General features: G+C 63.7%; 19 protein-coding genes. 12 read left to right on the plus strand and 7 right to left on the minus strand.

Features of this window, described 5'->3' with window-relative positions; translation table 11 throughout:
• Positions 1–17 precede the first annotated feature (17 nt).
• On the minus strand, positions 18–839 hold the full coding sequence (locus tag MKK04_RS03355) for an amino acid ABC transporter permease (protein ID WP_207835635.1): 822 nt from the start codon (positions 837–839) through the stop codon (positions 18–20).
• Positions 836–1,657 (minus strand): ABC transporter substrate-binding protein, encoded by an 822-nt coding sequence (locus tag MKK04_RS03360; protein WP_207835648.1) that lies wholly within the window; start codon positions 1,655–1,657, stop codon positions 836–838. Before MKK04_RS03360 ends, MKK04_RS03355 begins: the two co-directional genes overlap by 4 nt.
• Positions 1,658–1,775: 118 nt before the next feature.
• On the opposite strand from MKK04_RS03360, the gene MKK04_RS03365 reads away from it, so the two are divergent.
• From MKK04_RS03365 to MKK04_RS03405, 9 genes are all read left to right on the plus strand, one after another.
• Positions 1,776–2,660, plus strand: a complete 885-nt coding sequence (locus MKK04_RS03365) for a homocysteine S-methyltransferase family protein (protein ID WP_172827477.1) — start codon at positions 1,776–1,778, stop codon at positions 2,658–2,660.
• Between the two features lie 170 nt (positions 2,661–2,830).
• Positions 2,831–4,102, plus strand: a complete 1,272-nt coding sequence (locus MKK04_RS03370; RefSeq protein ID WP_207835650.1) for a cystathionine gamma-synthase family protein — start codon at positions 2,831–2,833, stop codon at positions 4,100–4,102.
• Between the two features lie 143 nt (positions 4,103–4,245).
• On the plus strand, positions 4,246–5,694 hold the full coding sequence (locus MKK04_RS03375; protein WP_063911172.1) for an amino acid permease: 1,449 nt from the start codon (positions 4,246–4,248) through the stop codon (positions 5,692–5,694).
• Between the two features lie 37 nt (positions 5,695–5,731).
• Positions 5,732–6,616, plus strand: coding sequence for a LysR substrate-binding domain-containing protein (locus MKK04_RS03380; RefSeq protein ID WP_063911173.1), 885 nt, complete (start codon positions 5,732–5,734; stop codon positions 6,614–6,616).
• A 23-nt stretch (positions 6,617–6,639) separates the two neighbouring features.
• Complete coding sequence (locus MKK04_RS03385; protein WP_046616172.1) at positions 6,640–8,028, plus strand: threonine synthase; 1,389 nt, start codon at positions 6,640–6,642, stop codon at positions 8,026–8,028.
• Positions 8,025–8,462, plus strand: a complete 438-nt coding sequence (locus MKK04_RS03390) for an Lrp/AsnC family transcriptional regulator (RefSeq protein ID WP_015268886.1) — start codon at positions 8,025–8,027, stop codon at positions 8,460–8,462. The genes MKK04_RS03385 and MKK04_RS03390 overlap by 4 nt, the downstream gene beginning before the upstream one ends.
• A 208-nt stretch (positions 8,463–8,670) precedes the next feature.
• Positions 8,671–9,714, plus strand: a complete 1,044-nt coding sequence (locus MKK04_RS03395; RefSeq protein ID WP_233693823.1) for a homoserine dehydrogenase — start codon at positions 8,671–8,673, stop codon at positions 9,712–9,714.
• A gap of 12 nt (positions 9,715–9,726) precedes the next feature.
• Positions 9,727–11,145 (plus strand): aldehyde dehydrogenase family protein, encoded by a 1,419-nt coding sequence (locus MKK04_RS03400; RefSeq protein WP_233688093.1) that lies wholly within the window; start codon positions 9,727–9,729, stop codon positions 11,143–11,145.
• A gap of 44 nt (positions 11,146–11,189) precedes the next feature.
• The gene (locus MKK04_RS03405) at positions 11,190–11,513 is read left to right on the plus strand and encodes a RidA family protein (RefSeq protein WP_052970534.1); all 324 of its coding nucleotides are present in this window, start codon (positions 11,190–11,192) and stop codon (positions 11,511–11,513) included.
• A 23-nt stretch (positions 11,514–11,536) separates the two neighbouring features.
• Here MKK04_RS03405 and MKK04_RS03410 read toward each other — a convergent pair whose 3' ends face one another.
• The 3 genes from MKK04_RS03410 to MKK04_RS03420 form a co-directional block, all read right to left on the minus strand.
• Entirely contained in the window at positions 11,537–12,490 is a 954-nt protein-coding gene (locus MKK04_RS03410) for an arsenic resistance protein (RefSeq protein WP_233688092.1), read from the minus strand.
• Positions 12,491–12,683: 193 nt separating this feature from the next.
• Entirely contained in the window at positions 12,684–13,937 is a 1,254-nt protein-coding gene (gene glyA / locus MKK04_RS03415) for a serine hydroxymethyltransferase (protein WP_003256308.1), read from the minus strand.
• A gap of 217 nt (positions 13,938–14,154) precedes the next feature.
• Positions 14,155–17,985: a sensor domain-containing protein gene (locus MKK04_RS03420; protein WP_207835661.1), complete on the minus strand. Its 3,831-nt coding sequence runs from the start codon at positions 17,983–17,985 to the stop codon at positions 14,155–14,157.
• 248 nt (positions 17,986–18,233) lie between these two features.
• On the opposite strand from MKK04_RS03420, the gene MKK04_RS03425 reads away from it, so the two are divergent.
• From MKK04_RS03425 to gdhA, 3 genes are all read left to right on the plus strand, one after another.
• Positions 18,234–18,638, plus strand: a complete 405-nt coding sequence (locus MKK04_RS03425) for a hypothetical protein (RefSeq protein WP_207835664.1) — start codon at positions 18,234–18,236, stop codon at positions 18,636–18,638.
• 293 nt (positions 18,639–18,931) lie between these two features.
• On the plus strand, positions 18,932–20,599 hold the full coding sequence (ettA, locus tag MKK04_RS03430; protein WP_087502930.1) for an energy-dependent translational throttle protein EttA: 1,668 nt from the start codon (positions 18,932–18,934) through the stop codon (positions 20,597–20,599).
• A 314-nt stretch (positions 20,600–20,913) separates the two neighbouring features.
• On the plus strand, positions 20,914–22,254 hold the full coding sequence (gdhA, locus tag MKK04_RS03435; protein WP_207835667.1) for an NADP-specific glutamate dehydrogenase: 1,341 nt from the start codon (positions 20,914–20,916) through the stop codon (positions 22,252–22,254).
• Positions 22,255–22,377: 123 nt separating this feature from the next.
• Here gdhA and MKK04_RS03440 read toward each other — a convergent pair whose 3' ends face one another.
• A complete protein-coding gene (locus tag MKK04_RS03440) occupies positions 22,378–22,875 on the minus strand; it encodes a GreA/GreB family elongation factor (RefSeq protein ID WP_241106244.1) in 498 nt (165 codons plus the stop codon).
• Between the two features lie 67 nt (positions 22,876–22,942).
• Positions 22,943–23,299, minus strand: coding sequence for a hypothetical protein (locus MKK04_RS03445; protein WP_207832339.1), 357 nt, complete (start codon positions 23,297–23,299; stop codon positions 22,943–22,945).
• Positions 23,300–23,450 lie beyond the last annotated feature (151 nt).

The raw sequence follows: 23,450 nt of genomic DNA on the forward strand, positions 1-23,450 counted from the left end.
CCAACCCAGCCTGGCCCCTAGCGCTGATAAGCCTTGCCAAAATGCCGCTCCAGCCGCGCCTGCACCAGCTCCAGCAAGATCGACAGCACCCAGTAGATCACTGCCGCCGTGGTCAGCATCTCCAGGTACCGATAGCTCGACCGCCCGTACGACTGCGCCAGGAACATCACCTCCCACACCCCCATCACCGATATCAGCGATGAGTCCTTCAGCATCGAGATGAACTGGTTGGCGGTAGGCGGAATGATCACCCGCATGGCCTGGGGCAGGACGATATGCCAGAAAATCTGCGGCGTGCGCATGCCCAGCGCCAGCGCTGCTTCACGTTGCCCGCGCGCGACGCCAAGAATGCCGGCCCGGAAGATTTCGCTCAGGTAGGCCCCGTAGTTCAGCGACAGGGCGATGATGCCGGCGCTGATGGCGCCCGGTACCACGCCCAGCTGCGGTAGCCCCAGGTAGATCAGCAGAATCTGGATCAGCAGCGGTGTGCCGCGGAAGAACGAGGTGTAGAAGCTGGCGACACCCACCAGCACTGCGCTGTTCGACAACCGCGCCAGCGCGGCGGCAAAGCCGAACAGCACCGATACCACCATCGAGCACAGGCACAGGAACAGGGTCAGCGCTGCGCCTTGCAGAAAGCCGTTGGGCCCCAGCTTGAAACCGGCGAGGTTGGGAAACTTCTCCAGGATGATCGAAAACTTCAGGTCGAAGCTGAGGAAAAACGCGACGAACAGGCCGAACAGCGCCAGCCAGGTCAGCAGCAGCCGGGTGCGAAAGCCGAACAGGCCGGCGCCCGTGGGCTTGACCACGGGCTTGGGGGATGGGGGAAAGGTGCTCATTTGCTGATATCGGCGCCAATCCATTTCTGCGACAGCTTGGCCAGGGTGCCATCGGCCTTCAACTCGGCAAACACCTGGCGCACCTTGGCATCCCACTCAGGGTCGCCTTTCTCGATGGCTACCGAGTTCGGCTCTTCATACAGCGGGGCGCCGGCCAGCTTGAAGCGTTTGTCCTGGTCCAGGCGCGGCTGTGCGGTCACCAGGTTGGTAAGGATGGCATCCAGGCGTACGCCGGCGCCCAGGCCCAGGTCCTGGAAGGCAACGTTGTCGGTGTCGTAAGGCGCGATCTGCACGAACTCGAAGGGGTATTCGAGCTTCTTGTCTTCGTTGCCTTCGATCACCAGGTTCTTGTTCAGGTAGCTCTCGTAGCTCGATGCACTGGTCAAACCCACCTTGCGGCCTTCCAGGTCCTTGGCGCCATGGATGCGCTCATCCTTGGCGTTGACCACGATCACCGCAGGCGATGCGTAGTACTCCACCGGGAAGTCGAACACTTCGGCGCGGGCCTTGCTCGGGGTCATCGAGCAGATGCAGATGTCGTAGCGGCCGCTCCAGCGGCCAGCGGCGATCACGTCCCACGAAGGGGTTTCCAGGCGCAGCTTGACGCCCAGCTTGTCCGCCACGGCCTTGGCCACATCCACGTCGAAACCGTCCAGCTGGTTCTGGTCATTGAGGAAGGAAAACGGCGGGTAGCTTTCCATCAGGACGTTGACCAGTTCCTTGCGCGATTCAACCCGCTCCAGCGTGGCACCGGCAAAGGCCTGGGAAGCAGTTGCGAGCAGCACAAGGCCCGCACCGAGCACAGTAGAAAATCGCATGGACATACCTGAAATGTTGGCCAATTATAGGAGGCTGTATTTAATAGTTATAAGTGTCCCCCACATAGTGAATTTTATTCATAAGTACCTTTAGAGTAGTTATATGAAACAGCGAGCAATGGTAATTCTCGACGGTGGCATGGGCCGTGAACTGCAGCGCAGCGGGGCGCCGTTCCGTCAGCCCGAGTGGTCGGCGCTGGCGCTGAGCGAGGCGCCGGAAGCGGTGGTTGGCGTGCACGCAGCGTTCATCGCTGCCGGTGCCCAGGTCATTACCAGCAACAGCTATGCGGTGGTGCCGTTTCACATCGGCGAAGAGCGTTTTGCCAAGGAAGGGCGACAACTGGCCAATATCGCCGGCCAGCTGGCGCGACATGCCGCCGATGCCGGTGCGCACCCGGTCAGGGTGGCAGGCTCGCTGCCGCCGCTGTTCGGCTCGTATCGTCCGGACCTGTTCCAGCCCGAGCGTGTCGAGGAGGTGCTGACCCCCTTGCTGCAAGGCCTGGCCCCGCATGTTGACCTGTGGCTGGCGGAAACCCAGAGCTCGGTTGCCGAGGTGCGGGCCATTCACGGCCACTTGCCGGCAGACGGCAGGCCGTTCTGGGTGTCGTTCACCTTGCAGGACGAAGAAGTCGACGAGGTGCCCCGCCTGCGTTCCGGCGAGCCGGTGGCCGATGCCATCGAAGCCGTGGTCGGCCTGGGGGTGGCGGCCGTGCTGTTCAACTGTAGCCAGCCCGAGGTCATTGGTGCTGCACTGGAGGTAGCGCGCTCGGTCATCGAGCGACACAACGCCGACATCGCCATCGGCGCCTATGCCAACGCCTTCCCGCCGCAACCGAAGGAAGCCACCGCCAACGACGGCCTGGATGAGCTGCGCGAAGACCTGGACCCGCCGGGTTACCTGGCATGGGCCAACGACTGGCGCGCGCGGGGTGCCAGCATGATCGGCGGCTGCTGTGGCATCGGCCCGGAGCATATTGCCGAGCTGAAACGCAACCTGGCGTGAAGCCGGCAGGGTGCCGGGCGGCTTCCGCGCCTGCTCGGCATCCAGCCATTAAAAAAAACGTTACTCAGACCCGGATTCCATCGTTTTTCAGTCCCCCCGCCATGCCCCTATAGTCCGCTGAAAGCCGATGCTGAATCGGTGTACAAAACTCAGCGGTGCGGGAACCGGATATGAACAACAACGAAAAAAGCGTGGGCAATGCAGCGGTCGGTATCGGTACACGAGTGGTGTGGAGCGGGGAGCAGGTCCAGCACCCGTACAACGCTACCCAGACCCCGATCGTGGTCAGTGCCGCCTACGGCTACAACGACATCGATGCCTGGTACGACGTGGCGCAGGGCAAGTTGCCGGGCTACATCTACAGCCGCATGAGCAACCCGACAGTCGCCACGCTGGAAGCGAAGCTGTGCGAGCTGGAGCAGTCCGAGTCGGCGGTGGCATTCAGCAGCGGCATGGCTGCCATCAGTGCCGTGCTGCACACGTTCCTCTCAAGCGGCAAGCGAGTGGTATCGACCCGCGACAGTTACGGCGGCACCAACAAGATTTTCGAAGAGTTCCTGCCGCGCATGGGCGTGCAGGTCTGCCTGTGTGACACCCTCGACACCGAGGCGCTGGAGCGCGAGATCGCCGCAGGTTGCGACCTGCTGTATCTGGAAACCCCAACCAACCCCACCCTGAAGGTACTGGACATCCAGCGGCTGAGCGCTGCCGCCCGGCAGGCCGGCGCCGTGGTAGTGGCCGACAACACCTTCGCTACCCCGCTGAACCAGAACCCGCTGGCCCTGGGCGTGGACGTGGTAGTGCACAGCGCGACCAAGTTCCTCTCCGGGCACGGTGACGTGCTGGGCGGGGTGGTGTGCGGTGCCGAGTCGTTGATGGCGCAGGTACGCCACTACCGCGAGATCAACGGTGCGGCGCTGGACCCGTTTTCCGCCTACCTGATCATCCGTGGTATCAAGACCTTGGCCCTGCGCGTGCGTCAGCAGCAGGCCAGTGCCCAGGCCCTGGCGCATTACCTGACCACCGAGCCGCTGGTTGAAGCGGTCAACTACCCCGGGTTGCCCCAGCACGCGGGCCATGCGATCGCCAAGGCGCAGATGCGTGGCTTCGGCGCCATCGTCAGCTTCGTGCTCAAGGGCGGCATGCCCACCGTAGCGCGGCTGCTGCCGCGCCTGAAGTACGCCCATCGGGCGGGCAACCTGGGCGCGGTAGAAACCATCTACGGCCCGGCGCGCACCACCAGTCATGTGGAAAACACCCTCGAAGAACGGCTGGCCCTGGGCATTTCCGAAGGGCTGGTGCGCATTTCGGTGGGCATCGAGGACACCGAGGACCTGCTGGCAGACCTGGCACAGGCCTGTGCATCGGTGCGTCAGGAGTTGGCCGCAGCAAAGGAACTGCACGGTGACGAAGACGCCTGCCTGGCCGAAGCACAGGCCTGAGGCAGGCGCGTAGCACCCGCTCCTTGCGGTGGGTGCCACTTCATGAAGTCGAACAAAAACAATATGCAAGGCAATTCGCTTCGCTCTGCCAAGACGAGGTCGTTGCAACGTCCTTGCCCGCCAACTTTCATGAGTAAACCACAATGTCCCTGCAGACAACGACAACGAGAAATGCTTCGGCGCACAGCTTCAAGCAGGATATGCAAACCCGCCATATCGTCATGCTGGCGCTGGGCGGTGTCATCGGTACCGGCCTGTTCCTGACGTCGGGCTACACCGTCAACCAGGCGGGCCCGCTGGGGGCGGTCATCGCCTATATCCTCGGCGCGATCATGGTCTACCTGGTGATGATGTGCCTGGGCGAACTGGCGGTACACATGCCGGAAGTCGGCTCGTTCAGCAGTTACGCCACGCGCTACCTCGGGCCGGGTACAGGCTACATGGTGGCCTGGATGTACTGGCTGACCTGGACCGTGGCCATCGGCTCGGAATTCACCGCCGCCGGTATCCTGATGGTGCGCTGGTTCCCCGATACGCCGGTGTGGATATGGAGTGCGCTGTTCGGGTTTGCGGTGTTCATCAGCAATATCATTTCGGTGCGGTCGTTTGCCGAAACCGAATTCTGGCTGTCACTGATCAAGGTGCTGGCGGTGATTGCCTTCCTGGTGGTGGGCGGCGGCGCGATCCTGGGCGTTTTCGAAATTACCCAGGCGCACAGTGTCGGGCTGGGCAACTTCACCCGCGAAGGGCTGTTCCCTACGGGCTTCTGGTCGATCGCCATGACCCTGCTGGCGGTGGCCTTCGCGTTCTCGGGCACCGAGTTGATCGGCATCGCCGCTGGCGAAACCCGTGACCCGGAAAAGAACGTACCCAAGGCCATCCGCACCACGGTCCTGCGCCTGGCGCTGTTCTTCGTCGGCACCATCTTTGTATTGGCTACCTTGTTGCCGCGTGAACAGGCCGGTGTGGTTGAAAGCCCGTTCGTGATGGTCTTTGCCATGATCGGTATCCCCTATGCGGCGGACATCATGAACTTCGTCATCATCACTGCGCTGCTGTCGGCGGCCAACTCCGGGCTTTATGCTGCGGCGCGCATGCTGTGGACCCTCAGCGACCAAGGCAACATGCCCCGCCGGTATGCGGCACTGTCGCGTCGTGGCACGCCGTTCAATGCCATCGTCCTGAGCATGGCGGGTGGCATGGCTTCGCTGCTCAGCAGTGTGTTTGCCCCCGACACCATCTACCTGGCGCTGGTGTCCATTTCCGGGTTGGCGGTGGTGGTGGTGTGGATCAGCATCGCGGCCAGCCAGATGGCTTTCCGTCGCCATTACATCGCCAATGGCGGCAAGCTCGAAGACCTGAAGTTCAGGGTGCGCGGCTACCCGTTCGTGCCGCTGGCCGCCATCTTCTGCTGCGTACTGGCCTGCGTCGGCATTGCCTTCGACCCGGCCCAGCGCGTTGCCCTGTACTTCGGCTTGCCCTTCATTGCCTGGTGCTACCTGGCCTATTGGCTGACGTGCAAGTTCCGCCGCCGTCAAGCAGGCCCGCTGGAAGTCGTCGCGCCAGGTTCCGAGGCCGCCAGAGCAGGGTGATACTAGGCCACCGGAACGTTGCCACGAGAAACCGCCGATGACCCAGAAAACCCTGCCCCCCTTGAACTGGCTCAGAGCCTTCGAAGTGTCGGCGCGTTACCTGAACTTCACCCATGCAGCCGAGGAACTGCACCTCACCCAGGGGGCGGTGAGCCAGCAGATCCGCCACCTGGAGAGCCAGTTGGGGGTGGCGCTGTTCAAGCGCCTGCCCCGGGGGCTGGGGTTGACTGAAGAGGGCCAGTCCTACCTGCCGGTGGTGCAGGATGCGATAAGCCGGCTGGCGGTAGGCACCAATGAAATTTTCGGGCAACGCCAGCGTCGGCCCCTGAAAGTGCGCGGCAGCCTGTCGTTCCTGCACTTCTGGCTGGCGCCCCGACTGGCCGATTTTCGCCGTTCGCACCCGCAGGTGGATATCCGCTACATCAGCAACCTGTGGGTCAAGGAACTGGATGCCGAGGATGACCTGGAAATCCGCTGGGGCAGCGGCCAGTGGGCGGGAGTGGAAGCGCAGCGCCTGACCCGCGACGTGCTGGTGCCGGTCTGCTCGCCTGCGCTGATTGCCGGCTCCCCGCTACGCGAGCCGCGCGACCTGGCCCGCGTCCCGTTGCTGCATGTGCTGGGTTACGAGGAGGGGTGGGGTTATTGGCTGGAGCGGGTTGGCGCCGATCAGGTCGACTCCTCCAGCGGCCTGCAGTTCGACACCCTGGTGGCGACCTTGCGCATGGCGGAACTGGGGCTTGGGGTGGCGCTGGCGCGCTCGTCGCTGGTCGAGGACTTGCTGCAGGAGGGGCGGCTGGTGGCGCCTTTTGCCCAGCGCATCGAGGCGAGCGAGTCGTTTTACCTGGTCCGTGGCTTGGGTGAGGCGTTGTCCACGGATGCCCAGGCCTTCAGCCACTGGTTGGTGGCGATGGCCCACCGTTAATCAAATAGTTACCTGGAGCACCGATGCAGTACACATCCACGCGCGGCAACGAGATACGGGTTGATTTTCGCACGGCGCTGCTTTCCGGGCTGGCCGACGATGGCGGGCTATACGTGCCTGCCGCGGTGCCGACCTTCAGCCAGCAAGAGATTGCCAGTTGGTCGTGGTTGCCGTTCGACGAACTGGCCTGGCGGGTGATGGCACCGTTTGTCGGTGACACGCTCGACGAGCCGACCCTGAGGGCGCTGGTCAGCGACAGCTATCGCGGGTTCAAGCACCGTGGCATCGCGCCGTTGCAGCAGATTGGCCACAACGAATGGATCCTGCAGCTGTTTCACGGGCCCACCCGGTCCTCCAAGGATTTCGCCGCGCAGTTGCAGGCGCGGCTCATCCGCCATTTCCTGGGGGCCGATTGCGAACGGGTCATGCTGGTCGGTGCCAGCAACGGCGATACGGCGGTGGCCGCTATCGAAGCCTTGCGGCATTGCCCTACGGCACGCTTGCTGGCGCTGTACCCCAGTGCAGGGACGCCGGCCGACCGGGCGGCGGTGATGCGCAGTGCCGCTTCTGACAGCGTCAGCTGCGTGGCCGTGGATGGCAGCTTCGATGACTGCCAGTCGCTGGTGTCGGCGCTGCTGCGTGCATGGCCATGCCCCGGGCTGATACCCGTGAGCTTCAACTCGACCAACTGGGTCGGCGTGCTGGCGCAGATCGTGTTCTATTTCCACGCGGCGCTTCAGCTGGGTGGGGGCAATCGGCCGGTGGGTTTCAGCATCCCCACGGCCAGTTTTGCCGAGATCTACGCAGGGTTCATTGCCCAGAAAATGGGCCTGCCGATCAACCAGATCATTGTCTCCACCAACCGCAACGATGCCTTGCACCGGTTCATCCACTGCAATCGCTACAGCCGTGGCTCGACCAGCCAGACCTTGTCGCCGGTCATGGACTTCTCGCTGTTCTCCAACCTGGAGCGCTTCGTCTGGGAGCTGTATGACCGCGATGGCGAAGCGACCCGGGCGCTGATGGAGCACTTCGAGGAGTGTGGCGAGTTGAGCATCGGCAACCGCCAGTGGTTGCATGCGCGCATGCTGTTCGACTCCTATGCCGTGGATGACGCGCTGATCCGCGAAGAAATCGTCACGCTGTTCCACGAAACCGGCAGCGCAGTAGACCCACACGCTGCCACCGGGGCATTCGCCGGGCGCCTGCACCGGCGCAACATTGGCGCGCCCATCGTCACGCTGGGGCAGTTTGCCCCGGAAAAGTCCGCCGGGTTGCTGGCGGAGCTGGGGGCCTGGCATGGCGAAGTACCGGCCAGTGTCGTGGATGCTGCAGGCGGCGGGCCGCTGCTGGCACCCGACGACCTGGCGGGGGTTCATGAATTACTGGCCCGGTTGCAGGCAGGACGATGAAGCGCATCCTCGACCCCCTGGACGAGCGTATCCTCGCCGAGCTCACCGCCAATGCACGCATTGCCCATGCCGAGCTGGGGCTGAAGGTGAACCTTTCGCGTAATGCGGTACGCCAGCGCATCGAGCGCCTGGAGCGTGACGGGGCGATCCAGGGCTACACCTTGCGCATCGGTGAGGGACGACGACCGACCTCGTTGATCAACGCAGTCATCTTCGTCTACCGCTATGACCGCATGCGCGGAGAAGCTGTGCTCGATGCGTTGCGCCAGATCCCCGAGGTTATCCAGTGTGAAGTGCTCAGCGGCGAATTCGACCTGCTGCTGCGCGTCGAGGCTTCCAGCCCGGAACGGGTGCACCATGTATGGAAGGAGATTGCCGCCATGCCGGGGGTCGAGAACACCGTGACATCGTTCGTTTTGGCCACGGTGATCTGAGCCGCGCACTCGCGTTTGGTAACCCTCGCAACAACAACGCCGCCCGGGCTTGCGCCCTGGCGGCGTTGTGCATTCTGGCGGCGCGCGGGCGTGCATCGGGCACTGGTCAGATTGGCCAGTAAATACAGCGGATTGCCATATTCAACTGGCATTGCCCGGCTCTTAGGCTTGTCCTCATCGACCAATCGCCTGGAAAGGACAGCAAACCATGACCGAATACAAGATCGCACTCGTTGGCTTTGGCGGCGTGAACCGTGCCCTGGCCCAACTGATCGCCGAACGCAATGCGCGCTGGCAGAAAGAGCTGGGCTTTGGCCTGAAGATCGTTGGCGTCACCGACCTGTTCCTGGGGTCGGCAATCGACCGCAACGGCCTGGACGCGGCCACGCTGGCTGCTCTGCCCGCTCAGAAGGGGGCGCTGGCGCAGATCCCCCAGGGTTCGGCAGAGGCGTTCAACGAGTCGGTGATCAAGCAGTCCGGTGCCGACATCATCGCCGAGGCCACCTTCACCAACCCCAAGGACGGTGAACCGGCGGCAACCTTCTGCCGCTGGGCGCTGGAAGCGGGCAAGCATGTGGTCACTACCAACAAGGGGCCGATCGCCTTGCATGCCCAGGCGCTGAAGGCCTTGGCCAAGGCCAATGGCGTGTCGTTCGAATACGAAGGCGCTGTGATGAGCGGTACACCGGTGCTGCGCATGGCGCGCCAGACATTGGCCGGCGCAGGCCTGGTGGGGTTCGAGGGCATCCTCAACGGCACTTCGAACTATGTGCTGACGCGTATGGAAGAGGGGCTTGGCTTTGCCGATGCGGTGGCCCAGGCGCAAGCACTTGGCTACGCCGAGGCAGACCCGACCGCCGATGTGGAGGGGCATGACGTGCGCCTGAAAGTGGTGATTCTCGCCAACGAGCTGCTCGGTGCTTGCTTGCAGGTGAACGATGTCACCTGCAGCGGCATCAGCAGCCTCGACAGCGCGGCTATCCAGCAAGCGCAGGCGGCGGGCCAGCGTTGGAAGCTGATCGGCAGTGCCAGCCGTGAAACCGATGGCTCGGTGCGTGCCAGCGTCGAAGCGCGCCTGCTGCCCGGCAACCACCCCCTGGCGGGTATTTCCGGTGCCACCAATGCGGTTGCGTTCAACACCGAATTGCTGGGCGCTGTGACCGTGTCCGGCCCAGGTGCGGGACGTGTGGAAACGGCATTCGCCCTGCTGTCGGATATCGTCGCCATCCACAACGCTGGCCGCTCGGCCTGAGGAGCAACCTTCATGAGCCTGACTTCCGTGTCCCGGGTAGCCGCCCAGCAACCCGCCTTGATCGATGTGTACAGCCCCTTCGACGGTAGCCTGGTCGGTAGCGTCGCCAACCTTGCTGCCGATGCCGTGCCTGGTCTGCTCGTCCGTGCCCGCCAGGGCGTGCGCGAAAGTGCCGCGCTGCCCCGGCACCGTCGCGCCAGCATTCTGGAGCAGGCCGCCCGGCTGATCGAACGTGACGCCGCGGATTTTGCCGGCCTGATTGTCGACGAAGCGGGCAAGACCCTGCGTCAGGCCGAGAAGGAGGTGAAACGCTGCATCAACACGCTCAAGCTGTCTGCCGAGGAAGCGCGGCGCAACGCCGGCGAGGTGGTGCCTTTCGATGCCTATGAAGGCTCCGAGTCGCGCCAGGGCTGGTTCACCCGCGAGCCGTTGGGGCTGATCCTGGCCATTACCCCGTACAACGACCCGCTCAACCTGGTGGCGCACAAGCTGGGGCCAGCGATTGCTGGAGGCAATGCGGTCATTCTGAAGCCTTCGGAGCTGGCCCCGCTGTCTGCCTTGAAGCTGGTGCAGTACCTGGTTGATGCAGGGCTGCCGGAGGCTGTCGTCACCGTGGCCACTGGCGGTGCCGAACTGGGCAAGGCCCTGGTGGCCGTGCGTGAAGTGCGGATGATTTCCTTCACGGGCGGCTTCGCCACGGGTGAACAGATTGCCCGCGGCGCGGGCCTGAAAAAACTTGCCATGGACCTGGGCGGTAACGCCCCGGTGCTGGTACTGAAGGACTGCGACCTCGAGGCCACTGTCGAGTCTTGTGTGTCAGGCGCATTCTGGGCGGCCGGGCAGAACTGCATCGGCACCCAGCGCATCCTGGTGGACGCTTCGATCTATGAGGCGTTCCGCCAGCGCTTCGTTGCCTTGACCCAGGCGATGGTGGTGGGTGATCCTGGCCTGCGCGAAACCGACATGGGGCCGATGATCACCGAAGGCTCGGCACGGCAGATTGAAGAGCGCGTGAGCCAGGCCCTTCAGGGCGGCGCTCGCCTGCTCTGCGGCCACAAGCGGCAAGGGGCTACCTATGTGCCGACGGTGCTGGAAGGCGTTGACCATGGCAGCCGGCTGTGGCGTGAAGAGGTATTCGCACCGGTGGTGATGCTGGCGCCTTTCGAGGATATCGAGCAGGCGATTGCATTGGCCAACGCCCCGGAGTACAGCTTGCACGCCGGTGTGTTTACCCGCGATCTGTCCTTGGCGTTGAGCCTGGCGCGGCGTATCGAGGCGGGCGGCGTGATGATCAACGACTCCTCCGACTACCGCTTCGATGCCATGCCATTCGGTGGCTCCAAATATGGGAGCCTTGGGCGCGAGGGGGTGCGGTTCGCCTACGAGGACATGACCCAGCCCAAAGTCGTCTGCCTCAACCAGATGGGCTAAAAGGAGGAATCTTGATGATCGAACGGTATGGACAAGGCGAACGGATGTCGCTGGCAGTGAGCTACAGGGGCCTGTTCGAAACGGCTGGCGTGGTCGCGGACGACCTGCGGCAGGATGTGCAGGGGCAGTTGCGCCAGGCGTTGAGTACGATCGATGGGCTGATGGCTGAGGCTAACGTCGGCAAGGAACATTTGACCCGGGTTCAGTTATGGATTGCCGACTACAGCCACTTCGACCTGGTCAATGAGGTGTACGACGCCTGGTTGCAGGGTTGTCCGAAACCAGTACGGGCTTGCGTAGGCGCAGACTTGGGAGAGGGTTACCTGGTCGAGGTACAGGTGTTTGCCGTGTGCCCTGAGCGCTCCTGACCGTGAGTGACCGATGCCCCGGGTCAGCGCACGACTCGGGGTACCGCCCTGATATAGACCAGTTCACTTACCAGCTCCACCAATGTCTGTGTAATCACAGCTGCTGCCGCCAATCCGCGCATGTCTTGCGGCAACGCCAGCGCCAGCGGCAGCACTACCAGTGAGTTGCGCGTGGCGGCGCTGAAGGTTACCGAGCGTGCTTCGGTGGCCGGCAAGCGCAGCAGCCTCGCCGATAATATGCCCAGCGCAGGCGCCAGCAGCATGAAGCCGATGTACACCGGAATCACCGGCAGCAAGCGGTCGAAATCACGCAGCACCACGGCAATCTGCGAGGCGATCACTACCACCAGCACCAAGGCCATGGCCGGTACCGGCATCCACGCCCAGGCGTCGTTCCAGGCCGAGACCGTGCGCGAGCGACGGGCGCCGGCGCTGGTGAGCACGGCGAGGACCATCGGCAGCACGATCAACAGCACGAAGGCTTCCACGAACGGGGTGACGGAGATGGCCACGTTGCTGCTGTCACCCAGCATCAGGGCCAGGTAAAGCGGCAGCAGCGCCAGTTGCACCAACAGCAGCACGGGGGTGGCGGCCAGGGTCAGGCGGGCGTCGCCTTTGCCGATGTGGGTGAACACCACCACATAGTCTATGCACGGCGTCAGCAGCACCAGTAGCGCGCCGATGAGGATCGCCGGGTGCTCGAGCAGCCCGCGGGTGATGCCCCAGACCAGCAGTGGTACGAGGATGAAGTTGGCCAGCAGCAGGGCGGCGATGAAGCGGCGGTTGCCCAGGCCTTGGCGCAGGTCGAGGAAGGGGATTTGCAGAAACATCGCGTACATCAGCACGGCGATGGCGGGGGTGACCAGGGCTTCCAGGTGGCGTGCAGTGTCGCTGGCCAGCAGGCCGAAGGCCACGGCGGCGAGCACGACGGCGAAGTAGATCGGGATCTGCTGGGTTTCGAGTTGCTCTCTGGTCAAGGTCCGGCCTGTGCTTGAAGGGAGGAACGCAATCATAACCTGTGGGAGCGGGCGTGCCCGCGAACACCGGCGCAGCCGGTGCCATCCACCGTGTTGTCTTCTTCGCGGGCACGCCCGCTCCCACAGGATTCGCCACCTGAAAACGAAAAAGCCCGGCACGAGGCCGGGCTTTTTCCTGTCAGGCAATTGCCAATCAGTTGCCGTAAACCGGCAGCTTCTTGCAGATAGCCTTGACCTTCTCACGTACGGCGTCGATCACCGCTTCGTTGTTCAGGTCAGCCAGGATGTCGCAGATCCAGCCAGCCAGCTCGCGGCACTCGGCTTCCTTGAAACCACGGGTGGTAACGGCTGGGGTGCCGAAACGCAGGCCCGAGGTGACGAACGGAGAACGTGGGTCGTTCGGTACCGAGTTCTTGTTGACGGTGATGAAGGCTTTGCCCAGGGCGGCGTCAGCGTCCTTACCGGAGATTTCCTGCTTGATCAGCGACAGCAGGAACAGGTGGTTCTGGGTGCCACCGGAAACCACGTCGAAACCACGCTCGATGAACACGCTGGCCATGGCCTGGGCGTTCTTCACCACTTGCTGCTGGTAAGCCTTGAACTCAGGCTGCAGGGCTTCCTTGAAGCAGATGGCCTTGGCAGCGATGACGTGCTCCAGCGGGCCACCCTGGGCGCCCGGGAAGACGGCGGAGTTCAGCTTCTTCTCGATCTCTTCGTTCTTGCGAGCGAGGATCAGGCCACCGCGCGGGCCGCGCAGGGTCTTGTGGGTGGTGGTGGTGACCACGTCGGCGAACGGAACCGGGTTCGGGTACACGCCAGCGGCAACCAGGCCGGCAACGTGGGCCATGTCGACGAACAGGTAGGCACCGACCTTGTCGGCGATGGCACGGAAGCGGGCGAAGTCCAGCACCTGCGAGTAGGCCGAGAAACCGGCAACGATCATCTTCGGCTTGTGCTCGACAGCCAGGCGCTCGACTTCGTCGTAGTCGATCAGGCCGTTGCTGTCGATGCCGTACTGGATGGCGTTGTACAGCTTGCCCGAAGAGCTGACGGAAGCACCGTGGGTCAGGTGGCCACCGTGGGCCAGGCTCATGCCCAGGATGGTGTCACCGGCCGACAGCAGGGCCAGGTAGACGGCAGCGTTGGCCTGGGAGCCGGCGTGCGGCTGGACGTTGGCGTAGTCGGCGCCGAACAGCTCCTTGGCACGGTCGATGGCCAGTTGCTCGACGACGTCGACGTACTCGCAACCACCGTAGTAGCGCTTGCCCGGGTAGCCTTCGGCGTACTTGTTGGTCAGGACCGAGCCCTGGGCCTCCATGACTGCCGGGCTGGTGTAGTTTTCCGAAGCGATCAGCTCGATATGCTCTTCCTGGCGCAGAGCTTCTTGCTGCATGGCTTCGAAGAGCTCGGCGTCGTACTTGGCAATGGTCAAATCACGGCTGAACATGGCGGTCCTCAAGGATCGGGGTGAATTGGGGGGGCATTCTAACCGATTGATTGGCGGCTGGCATATGAAGTGGCATCAAGTCGCGGACCAATGGGCCTCATGTTGTATCCCGCGCCGTGTCTGGGCTGGGCGGGGATCGGAGTTGACTCGCAGGTCCGTTTTTCTATCCGGCGCTCAGCCATAACACCTTACCTGTGGGAGCACCGCAGGCAAGCGGTCAATGGAACATGAACAAGGTCTCGTTGGCGAACTGCGCCTCGAACTGATTCGCCGGCATCGGCCGCCCGAACAGGTAGCCCTGCACTTCGTCGCAACCATGTTCGCGCAGGAACTCCAGCTGCTCGTGGGTCTCCACGCCTTCGGCGATCACCGCCAGGTTGAGGCTGTGGGCCATGGCGATGATCGCCCGGGCAATCTGTGCATCCTGCTCGCCTTCAGGCAGGCCGTCGACGAAGGTGCGGTCGATCTTCAACACGTCGATGGGGAACTGCTTGAGGTAGTTCAGCGATGAGTAGCCGGTGCCGAAGTCGTCCACCGCGATGCTCAGGCCGAGGTTTTTCAGGCTGGCGAGAATCTGCAGCGCTTCGTTCACTTCGCGCATCAGGATACTTTCGGTCAACTCCAGCTCCAGGCACGCCGGTGGCAGGCCGGTTTCTTCCAGAATGGTGGCGATACGCGTGCCCAGCTGGCCGTCGGAGAACTGCCGCGCCGAGATATTCACCGACACCTTGGGCACGCGCACCTTGGCCTTGTGCCAGGCCTTGAGCTGGCGGCTGGCCTCGCGCAGCACCCAGTCGCCCACGTCCACCACCAGGCCCAGCTCTTCGATCACCGGGATGAAGTCGCCCGGCGGCACCAGGCCGCGGGTCGGGTGGCGCCAGCGCAGCAGGGCTTCGGCGCCGGTCAGGCGCTTGCCGTCGCCGCTGAACTGCGGCTGGTAGTAGAGGATGAACTCGTTCTGCTCCATGGCATGGCGCAGGTCGCTTTCCAGCTCCAGGCGTTCCAGGGCACTGGCGTTCATCTCGGCCTGGTAGAACTGGAAGTTGTTCTTGCCGCGTTCCTTGGCATGGTACATGGCGGTGTCGGCGTTTTTCATCAGCTGGCTCAGCTCGCTGCCATCCTGTGGGCTGAGGGCGATGCCGATACTGGCGGTGACGAAGAACTCGCGGTTTTCCAGCACGAACGGCCGCACCAGGCTGCCAAGAATGTTCTCGGCCACATGGATGGCGCGGTTGAGTGCCATCTCGCGAGTGGCGCGCGGTTGCAGCAGCAGGGTGAACTCGTCGCCGCCCATGCGCGCCACGGTGTCGTCGTTATCCACACAGGCCAGCAGGCGCTGGGCCATGTCCTTGAGCATGCGGTCGCCGGCGGCGTGGCCGAGGGAGTCGTTGATCGGCTTGAAGCGGTCCAGGTCGAGGAACATCAGCACCACCCAGGCCTTTTGTCGCTCGGCCTGCTGCAAGGCGTTGTACAGGCGGTCCTGGAACAACGTGCGGTTGGGCAGGTGGGTGAGGGCGTCGTAGTAGGCCAGGCGGTGGATGCGCTGTTCGCTGGCCTTGCGCTCGCTGATGTCGGTGAAGAAGCACACGTAGCTGGCCAGGTCGCCTTCGTCGTCCAGCACCGCGGTGATGCCGACCCAGGCCGGGTAGTGGTCGCCGTCGCGGCGCTTGAGCCACACCTCGCCCTCCCAGCTGCCGCGCTGGTGCAGCTGCTTGACCACATAGCGCAGGTGGCCCTCCTGCTGTTCGTCGACGGTGAGCAGGCCCGGCAACTGGTCGAGTACCTCGCTGACGGCGTAACCACTGACGCGGCTGAACGCTTCGTTGGCCTGGACGATATAGCCGGCCGGGTCGGTGATGAGGATCGCCGAGGTGGAGTGCTCGAATACCGTCGCGGCCATGCGCAGGTCTTTTTCGGCACGCCGTTGCTGGCTGATGTCGCGGCCCACCCCGAGCACGCCTTCGAAGCGCTCCTCATCGTCCCACACCAGTACCAGGCGCAGTTCGATGGGGATCTTGCGGCCATCGGCGCGCAGGCAGTCGAACAGGAACAACTGGGTCGGCAGCTGGCTGCGCAGCTGGGCCAGTTGGGCCGGGTCGCTCATGGCCTTGCTGACGCGCTCCATCAGGCTGTAGATGCCGGTGAGCTGGGCCGGGTTGGCGATGATCGACTGCCAGCCGTTGGCGAAGATCCAGTCGGCCTGGTAGCCCAGCACGCCCTGCACCGAGGGGCTGACGTAGTTGAGCTTGAGCAGGCTGTCGGTGGAGAAGATCACGTCGCTGATGCTTTCGGCGAGCATGCGGTAGCGCTGCTCGCTGTCGCGCAGCGACTGGCTGGCCTCGATCTGCACCGTCACGTCCTTGCCCACGCCGATGATGCGCGTCACCAGGCCATCGGCGTCACGGGTCAGCACTTGTTCGCGGATGTCGTAGCAGCGCCAGCCGCCATCACGGTGGCGGAAGCGCAGCTGGCAGTGCAGCGGTTGGTCATGGCCGCTGTCGCGCTGTTGCTGGCGCAGTGCCTGGTAGTGCGCCGCGTCCTCGGGGTGCAGCAGCAGTTCCCAGAAGCGGTCGCCCATCTGCGCCAGCTCGGTACGGTCGTAGCCCAGGGTCTGGCCGAGGTGGCGGTTGCTGAAGATCATCCGCTGGTTGAGCACGTCCTGTACGTACAGCTGGTCGGGCACGGTGCGCACCACGTCCGACCAGAAGCTTTCGCGCTCCAGCAGCGACAGTTCCACCTGCTTGCGGCTGGTGATGTCGCTGATGCTGAGGATGACCGCCTGGTAATCACGGCGCTGCTGCGGCAGGCGGGCCATCAGCCACAGGTGCAGCTCGCCACCCAGCGGCGCCGGCAGGCGCACTTCCAGTTCCAGCAGCGGGCGTTGCTCGATCAGCGCGTCGATCAACTGCATGCCGACGCTGTCGCGGCCATCGCCAGTGCCGTCGATCAGGCGCTGCCAGGCACCTTCGTGGCAGTCGATGTTCAACAACTGGCGGGCCACCTGGTTGATCTCGGTGATCTTCAGCTCCAGCAGCAGCGAGCGGCGCAGGGTCGGGTCCAGGGCCAGGCTGTGCTTGAGCGCGGCAGGGTTGCGCAGGTGGTAGCGGTCGAGTTTGCCGGGCAGGCTGGACAGGTCGAGCACGCACAAGGCCACGCCGGTGCCTTCGAAGATTTCCTGGTAGCGCCGGCGGTCTTCCTGTAGCGCCCGTTGGCGGCGGCGCATGTTGATCAGGGCCAGCACCGGCAGCAGGGCGCAGAACAGCACCAGCAGGCATTTGCCGAGCAGCGCCGGCAGCAGCTTCTGCTGGGCCCGCTTGGCGTCGAACAGGCCGCGCAGCTGCCAGGTACTGTTGTCGATGAAGGCCAGCATCACGCTTTGCAGCGGTTCGTTGCTGGTATCGGCCGGCGCATGGCTTTGCAGTACCTCGCCGTTGCGGCTGTTTTCCAGCAGCCACAGCGGGTGGCCGGCATCATTCAGGTGAAGGGTGAGGGTGCGGTAGTAGTCCGGCGACAGGCGTAGCAGCCAGTAGCCGCGGTCCTCTTCGGTGGCCTGACGTAACAACAGGTAGAGGGTGCGGTTGTCGGCCGAATTGGTGAAGAAGTACGGGCGACCCTGGTTCAACCTGAATAGCTCGTCAAGCAACTGGCGGTCGGGGCTGCCGTCCAGGCTGTCGGCCTGCACCTGCCCGGCAGCGTCCAGCCAGGCCATGCTCTGCAGGGCCGGCAGGCGCTTGCGCAGAGTGCCCAGCAGGCTGGGCAGGGCCTTGGGTGGCGGTGCCTTGAGGTAGGGTTGCATCACATTCATGGCCTGCTGGGCCTTGAACGCCATGTTCAGGCTCAGGTGGTCGGCCTGTTCGGCGGCGGCGTCCAGGCTCTGTTTGCGCAGGTCGGCCTGGGTATGGTTGAACTGGGCGAACAATTGCCACAGCAGCAGGCCCAGCAGGATCAGGGCCAGCAGCGCCAGCGCACCCTTGATCGACCCGCGCAGCGAAGCGACGGGCGCCTGTGGCGCGGAACGCAATGACGACGGATGTGTAAGATTGGTCAAGCGTTGATCCTGCGATTGGGCTGGCGATGGCAGGGATGGATCATGCACGGTATGCGCCGGTGTCTGGTTGCCAGACCGCGGTGGTGCACTATAAGGCCGGACACCTGAAACGGGCTAGCATGCCTAGGATTATGGCAAAGTGCCAGTCCGCTGGACCGGTGGTGCCTGCCCGGTGGTTCGGCAAGCCCCTGCAACCTGTGCGAGAATAGCGCCTGCTTCAAATGACAACGCATCGGAGATGTTCGGTTTTGGTTACTCACTTTTCCACCAATGGCCTCGATTCCGCCTGTGGGCGCAGCAGTCAGACCCTTGTCAGCACTGCCGTGACCGAGGACGTATCCTGCAAGTCTTGCCAGCGTTCGCTGAGCAAGCCCGAGGCGGCAGCTGTCGCCAAGAGCAAGAGCCCATCGCTGGCTGAACTGCGCAAGACCGCCAAGGCGGCGGCAGAGCCGGCAGTTGCCGTGGCCGAGGTCAAGCCGGCGGCCAAGGTCGTCAGCAGTGTGCCTGCGGCCGCCAAACCGGCCAAAGCTGTCGAGCAGCAGCCTGCTCGTAGCGGTGGCTTCAGCGTGAAGTCCGCCTGGGCCGCGCGCCTGGCCGAGCAGGGCGACCGCTGCCGCTTGCCGCGGGGTACGGCCAAGCAGCGTCACGTCTGAGCCCTCTTTGGCTGCTGTGCCGGCCCTTTCGCGGCTGAAGCCGCTCCCACAGGGATTATCACTGCCTACGAGCGCTGTGCAGTACCTGTGGGAGCGGCTTCAGCCGCGAAGAGGCCGGTACAGGCAATAGATTCCCCCCGATCCCATCCCCACCATCCGCCCCTCCTATGCAACGCCGCGCGTTGGCGTAGAATGGTCGACTTTGTTCAATGACACCCCGTAAATACATCACCCTGGCCAGCGCGCCGGGGCGATCGTCGATGTCTTTACCTATCTGATTAGAGGGCTTGGTTTTGGCTCAATACGTCTACACCATGCATCGGCTGAGCAAGGTCGTGCCGCCGAAGCGGGAAATTCTCAAGAACATTTCCCTGTCGTTCTTCCCGGGCGCCAAGATCGGCGTGCTCGGCCTGAACGGCGCCGGTAAATCGACCCTGCTGCGGATCATGGCGGGCGTCGACAAGGAATTCGACGGCGAAGCCCGTCCGATGCCCGACATCAACGTTGGCTACCTGCCGCAGGAACCGCAACTGGACCCGAACAAGTCGGTGCGCGAAGTGGTCGAGGAAGCGGTCAGCGTGATCAAGGACGCCCAGGCGCGCCTGGACGAGGTCTACGCGGCCTACGCCGAACCGGATGCCGACTTCGACAAGCTGGCCGCCGAGCAGGCCAAGCTGGAAGCCATCCTGCAGGCCGCCGACGGCCATAACCTGGAGCGCCAGCTGGACGTGGCCGCCGACGCCCTGCGCCTGCCGGCCTGGGACGCGCGCATCGAGCACCTGTCCGGTGGCGAGAAGCGCCGCGTGGCCCTGTGCCGCCTGCTGCTGTCGGCCCCCGACATGCTGCTGCTGGACGAACCGACCAACCACCTGGATGCCGACTCGGTAGCCTGGCTGGAGCGCTTCCTGCACGACTTCCCGGGCACCGTGGTAGCGATTACCCACGACCGTTACTTCCTCGACAACGTCGCCGGCTGGATCCTGGAACTGGACCGCGGCGCCGGCATCCCGTACGAAGGCAACTACTCGGGCTGGCTGGAAGCCAAGTCCGAGCGCCTGGCGCAGGAATCCAAGCAGCAGAGCGCCCACGAGAAGGCCATGAAAGAGGAACTGGAGTGGGTGCGCAAAGGCGCCAAGGCCCGCCAGTCCAAGTCCAAGGCCCGTCTGCAGCGCTTTGAAGAAATGCAGTCGCAGGAATTCCAGAAGCGCAGCGAAACCAACGAGATCTACATCCCGGCCGGTCCGCGCCTGGGCGACAAGGTCATCGAGTTCAAGAACGTCACCAAGGGCTACGGCGACCGCGTGCTGATCGACAACCTGTCGTTCTCCATGCCGAAAGGCGCCATCGTCGGTGTGATCGGTGGTAACGGTGCCGGTAAGTCGACCCTGTTCCGCATGCTGATGGGCAAGGAGCAGCCGGACTCGGGCAGCATCGAGATCGGTGAAACCGTGCAGCTGGCCTGCGTCGACCAGAGCCGCGAGGACCTGGACGGTGGCAAGACCGTGTTCCAGCAGGTTTCCGACGGTTCCGACGTGATCCGCATCGGCAACTACGAGATCCCGTCGCGTACCTACGTGGGCCGCTTCAACTTCAAGGGTGGCGACCAGCAGAAGTTCGTCAAGGACCTGTCCGGTGGTGAGCGTGGCCGCCTGCACCTGGCCCTGACCCTGAAGGAGGGCGGTAACGTCCTGCTGCTCGACGAACCGTCCAACGACCTCGACGTCGAAACCCTGCGTTCGCTGGAAGAAGCCCTGCTGGACTTCCCGGGCGCGGCAATCGTGATCTCCCACGACCGTTGGTTCCTGGACCGTGTGGCTACCCACATCCTGGCGTACGAAGACGACTCGAACGTGGTGTTCTTCGAGGGTAACTACACCGAGTACGAAGCCGACCGCAAGAAGCGCCTGGGCGATGCTGCTGCCCAGCCGCACCGTGTACGGCACAAGAAGCTGGCCCAGTAAGCCGGTGTTCTGATGCACAAGAATGGGGCCCTATGCGGCCCCATTTTTGTGCCTGCTGGAAAGCGGCGTTGGCTTCTTCGCGGGTAAACCCGCTCCCACAGGGATACCTATAGCTCTCGGGCTTGCGCAGCTCTTCTGTGGGAGCGGGTTTACCCGCGAAGAAGCCAACACTGATTGCAAATTTGTATACAGTTATAGAAAACGCACCAAATAATTTCAAAAAAACGACATCGCGCCCTGTTCTAGTGCGATTGCTTCTTGGTACATTCCTGAAAAAAACCAATAAGTCCAATCCTCTTGGTGAGATGTCTACCATGATCGAATCTGTCGACAATTTCCTCGCGCGCCTGAAGCAACGCGACCCGGGCCAACCTGAATTCCACCAGGCGGTGGAAGAAGTGCTGCGCAGCCTGTGGCCGTTCCTCGAGGCCAACCCGCATTACCTGCAGGCCGGCATTCTGGAGCGCATGGTCGAGCCCGAGCGTGCCGTACTGTTCCGTGTGTCCTGGGTCGATGACCAGGGCAAGGTGCAGGTCAACCGCGGCTACCGCATCCAGATGAGCAGCGCCATCGGCCCTTACAAGGGGGGCCTGCGCTTCCACCCGTCGGTCAACCTGGGCGTGCTCAAGTTCCTGGCCTTCGAGCAGGTGTTCAAGAACTCCCTCACCTCGCTGCCCATGGGCGGCGGCAAAGGCGGCTCGGACTTCGACCCCAAAGGCAAGAGCGACGCCGAAGTCATGCGCTTCTGCCAGGCGTTCATGAGCGAGCTGTACCGCCACATCGGCGCTGACCTGGACGTCCCTGCCGGCGACATCGGCGTGGGTGCCCGCGAAATCGGCTTCATGTTTGGCCAGTACAAGCGCCTGGCCAACCAGTTCACCTCGGTGCTGACCGGCAAGGGCATGACCTACGGCGGCAGCCTGATCCGCCCGGAGGCCACCGGCTACGGCTGCGTGTACTTCGCCGAAGAAATGCTCAAGCGCCAGGACAAGCGTATCGATGGCTGCCGCGTGGCGATTTCCGGCTCGGGTAACGTGGCCCAGTATGCCGCGCGCAAGGTCATGGACCTGGGTGGCAAGGTGATTTCGCTGTCCGACTCCGAAGGCACCCTGTACGCCGAAGCCGGCCTGACCGATGCCCAGTGGGATGCGGTGATGGCGCTGAAGAACGTCAAGCGTGGCCGCATCAGCGAACTGGCCGCGCAGTTCGGCCTGGAGTTCCGCAAGGGCCAGACCCCGTGGAGCCTGCCGTGCGACATCGCCCTGCCGTGTGCCACGCAGAACGAACTAGGCGCCGAAGACGCCCGCACCTTGCTGCGTAATGGCTGCATCTGCGTGGCCGAAGGCGCCAACATGCCGACCACCCTGGAGGCTGTGGACATCTTCCTGGAAGCCGGCATCCTGTATGCCCCGGGCAAGGCCTCCAACGCCGGCGGCGTGGCCGTGTCGGGCCTGGAGATGTCGCAGAACGCCATGCGCCTGCTGTGGACTGCCGGTGAGGTGGACAGCAAGCTGCACCACATCATGCAGTCGATTCACCATGCTTGCGTGCATTACGGTGAAGAGGCGGATGGCAGCATCAACTACGTCAAAGGTGCGAACATTGCGGGCTTCGTGAAAGTGGCTGATGCGATGCTGGCTCAAGGCGTCGTTTGATCTGAGGCCGTTGGGGCCGCTTTGCGGCCCTTTCGCGACACAAGGCCGCTCCCACAGGGAATTGCGTACTCCTGTGGGAGCGGCCTTGTGTCGCGATGGGCTGCAAAGCAGCCCCCAGGTCCCTCAATCTTCACCAAAAACCTCAACCACTTCGATTACCTGCTCCCCCACCGGCCGCCGCCAGACCACCTCATCCCCAGGCCCCGCCCCGAGCAAAGCCCGCCCCAGCGGCGACCCCCAATTGATCAACCCCCGCCCGGCATCTGCCTCATCCTCGCCCACCAGCCGCACCACATGTTCCTGGTCCTGCGCATCGACAAACCGCACCCGGCTACCAATCTGCACCTTGCTGCGCGACGTCGCTGCCGGCACCACCTGGGCGCTCTGCACCCGCGCGCTGAAGTAACGCAGGTCCCGTTCGGTATCTGCCAGCCGTTGCTTGTCGCCACGTTCGCCCTGTGCCTGCAGTTCGCCGCGCAGGGCATTCAGCTCGGCCACGCGTGCCTGCAGCTGGCGCAGGCCACTGGCGGTGACGTAGTTGGGTTGTTCGCTGACCCGTCGCTCAACCGGCTGGTCAGCCTGGGCGGCGGCCTGGTCTTCGTTGACGAATGCTCGGCTCATGCGTGGCCTCCTTGTGCAGGAGACCATCATCGCAGGCCGCCAGTTTCAAGAGATGTCCGTTTACGACTCAGTTGTGACGATAGGCGCGTGCGGCGTCGCGGTCCTTTTCCTGCTCCCAGTCGCGCTCGCGCTGGTCCCAGAAGCGCTCGTGGTACTGGCGCTGTTCTTCGCTGTCCTGCATGGCGTGGCACTGGCGAAAGCCGTCGTCCCAGCCGCTTTCGTACTGACGCTCGTGCAGGTAGCGCGGCACGTCCTTGCGAAAGCCGCCAACCATCAGCCCGGCTGCCTGGCGGCCGCTGCTGCAGCCGTCCTGGAAGCCATCGGCGTAGGCAGGGGGATAACCCTGGTTGACCATTTGCTCGTGGGTGGTTTCGCAACCCGACAGCAACAACGCCATGCACACGCCGAACCAGTACCGCGACATAACCACAAAGCCCTCCGGTTGATACTGGAAAGTCTAGGTGGCGATTTGTCGGGGAGCCGTCAAAACAGTGTCAAAGAGTTGGTTGGTTCACATTGCTCTGCTGACCTCACTGGCCCATTCGCGGGCGCGCCCGCTCCCACAGGGTCACCAC

The sequence above is a fragment of the Pseudomonas sp. LS.1a genome, from assembly GCF_022533585.1.
Classification (GTDB): Bacteria; Pseudomonadota; Gammaproteobacteria; order Pseudomonadales; family Pseudomonadaceae; genus Aquipseudomonas.